Genomic DNA, 2,917 nt, shown 5'->3' on the forward strand with positions numbered 1-2,917 from the left:
AAATATATCTTCTGGAATTACTGTTTCCTTCAAAGCATCCTACACAATTGAAAAACAGAAGTAAACGTAGATATATCTAATACGTTTACTTCTGTTTTTTATAATTCTTTCATCTTCCCAAGGATCTCCTGATAAAATGCATCCTGATTTCCGCTATTCTTCAAATCCTCTAGTATTACACCATCTTTCAACAGAATTAACCGACTGCAATAGCTTGCCATTTGCGGGTCATGTGTTACCATGACAATCGTCTTCCCGAATTCCTGATTAATGTAGGACAATGTATGGATAACCTGTTTGGATGAATTAGAATCAAGGTTCCCGGTCGGCTCATCTGCAAGTATCAATTCTGGATTTTCTGCCATTGCTCTGCAAATCGCCGTTCTCTGTTTCTCACCTCCAGACAGTTCGTAAGGTTTTTTATCTAACAGCTTGTAAATTCCAAGTTTTTCTGCCATAGTTTCTGCAGTTTTAGAACTTTCCACAGGATCATCTTCATTTAATATCAATGGCATCATAATATTTTCACGAACAGTTAAGCTATTCATCAAGTAAAAATCCTGAAAAACAAACGCCAGTTGCGTCCGGCGTATTTCTGCCAGATGATCTCCATAAATTTCTGTTGTATCTTCGCCGTTATAGAGCACTTTTCCGCCATTTGGCTTATTAAGCATTCCGATAGTTTTCAAAAGTGTGGTTTTCCCACATCCGGAACTTCCCATAATACCAATAAATTCCCCTCGTTTTACCTGAAATGAAATTCCTCTTAGCACAGAATAAACCTTTGTCTCTCCGTCCGGCATGACTGTTGAATAGCTTCTTTCCAGATTATCAATTTCTAATATATTTTCTTTATTCATCCTTATTTCTCCTCTCACTGTGCTTAAATGAACGCCATGCTGCAATTCTTACGATTATCATGATAATAGCGGTCATACCTATAATCATTACTGCCGCTTCTGCCAGATAAATCTTTGTCCAATATACCGGCATTTTCTTATATAATATTTTCACCAATATCATTACTGCCGCTATAAACATTCCGGTTATCAAGGCAACTTTGGATGTCATGGTTATTTCTTTATAAATATTTTTTCTTCGCTTTTTCTCTGGCATTCCTGTGCGGTAATAGAATAAATACTTCCATTCCAGTGCTTCGTAATCACTGGATATTTTCTCTAGTAAGATAAAGATTATGCTGATAAATAATACAAGCATATCAATCAACATCGCACTTACATTTAACATTCGGTTTTCCTGATTTTCTATTGTGCACGGTTTTTTATCATAAATCAGATTTCCGTCATGATAATCAAAGAAATTAATCTGTGAATGTTTTGCTGCATAATTAGCTATTTTATTTACAACAGCATCATAATTCTGTGCTACGTTCATTAATACTGTAAGGTTTGACCCTTTGGCTTTTTGACTAATCTTATCATATTCATGATCCGAAAATACAATTATATCTTCAAACACATCCGTATTCATATTGCTGGTATTCAAAACCCTTGTTTTAAAATTCCCGGTAATGATTCTTCTGTCGTTTCCCTTAATTGTATATTTTCTTGTAAATTTATTACCTGGTAATGTTCTCGCAGTATAAATCCAGATATCTGCAGTAGCGCATCCGGTGTATAATCTTGGTTTCAGCTTTCCGAAATCCAGACCAATTGTTCCATATTCGCTTCGGTCCCATTGGTATACAACGTATATTTCATCATTTTTTAAATGAACCTGCTTTCCTGTAAGGCGTTTATATTCTGTTGCAGAAATTCCAGTATGTTCTGCACAGTTTCCTGAAGTCACTCTGATAGATGGAATGAATTCTGTCTGAACATTATACTTTTCTTTTAACTTTTCGATAAATGCTTTATCTTTTGTATTGGCACCCCAGACTATGTCATACGGATAATTTTCCGGCTGCCTTACAGGAAGATTGTCTACCAATACAATATTAAATCCAAACAGAATAACAATCAGAAAAGCACTGACAATATAACTGATATTGGCATGACTGAAAAACTGATCATACCAGTTATCGAGCCAAAGGATTTTTTTATAATATTTATTCTTTTGTTTCCTTAATTTTTCAAGATATAATCTACAGCCAAATAAAGTAAAAATAACTGCCGTTATGATTCCCAGAGCTGTCGGAATCGTATATCCGATTTGTCCCCAATATGTAACAATAGAAACTAATGTAAGAATAAATACTGCAACTCCTATAAGATAAAATAGCAGTGTATTCTTACTTGCTCTGTTATGATTACTTCCTCCCGATACTATATGGTCAATTCCGATACAGGCAATATACTGATCACAAAAGGCGAAGCCGATTCCAAACATGATTACGCTGATAATTAGTGTGAGAATTAACGGTGATATTCCCAAATATATGTTGCTTACATAATTTTGAAAAATATTTTCCAGTATCTTTTTTACGATCATTGCTTCCAATATTCCAAGAATCACCCCTCCTGCAATTGATCCTAAAATGATTCCGAGATATTCACAGCCAATATACATATATCTGTGTTTCTTTTTGATTCCCAGTATATTAAGCATTGCATAATCGCCGGATCGTTTACGAATATAGCCGAATATAATTAAAATCATGAGAAAGATCAGTAACACATACGGCAAAATAAAATTCTTTTCAACTTCCATTACTAATTCTGTCATAGTTGCCCGTCGTCCCGTTGATATATAAACAAGACTGCTGCCAACAGACGTAGAAAAAAATACGACCGATATACAGAAGATTCCACTTAAAATAACTCTTATGTAATCCTTTTTTCTTTCGCCCAGTAGTTTAAAAAATATTTTTTTCAACATACTTTTCATCTCCCTTATCCTTATCAGTTATTATAGATAGAAATCATAAATATCAGATGATCTTCATATACCTTATATT

At 34.2% G+C, this 2,917-nt stretch carries 2 protein-coding genes; both read right to left on the bottom strand.

Translation table 11 applies throughout. The features are described 5' to 3' along the window. Positions 1–98: 98 nt before the first annotated feature. Complete coding sequence (locus tag NCY30_RS14810) at positions 99–860, bottom strand: ABC transporter ATP-binding protein (RefSeq protein ID WP_161158880.1); 762 nt, start codon at positions 858–860, stop codon at positions 99–101. After that, positions 853–2,685, bottom strand: coding sequence for a hypothetical protein (locus NCY30_RS14815; RefSeq protein WP_250818873.1), 1,833 nt, complete (start codon positions 2,683–2,685; stop codon positions 853–855). Before NCY30_RS14815 ends, NCY30_RS14810 begins: the two co-directional genes overlap by 8 nt. Between the last annotated feature and the right edge of the window lie 232 nt (positions 2,686–2,917).

It is taken from the genome of Dorea sp. MB18-49, from assembly GCF_023669465.1.
GTDB lineage: Bacteria > Bacillota > Clostridia > Lachnospirales > Lachnospiraceae > Dorea_A > Dorea_A longicatena.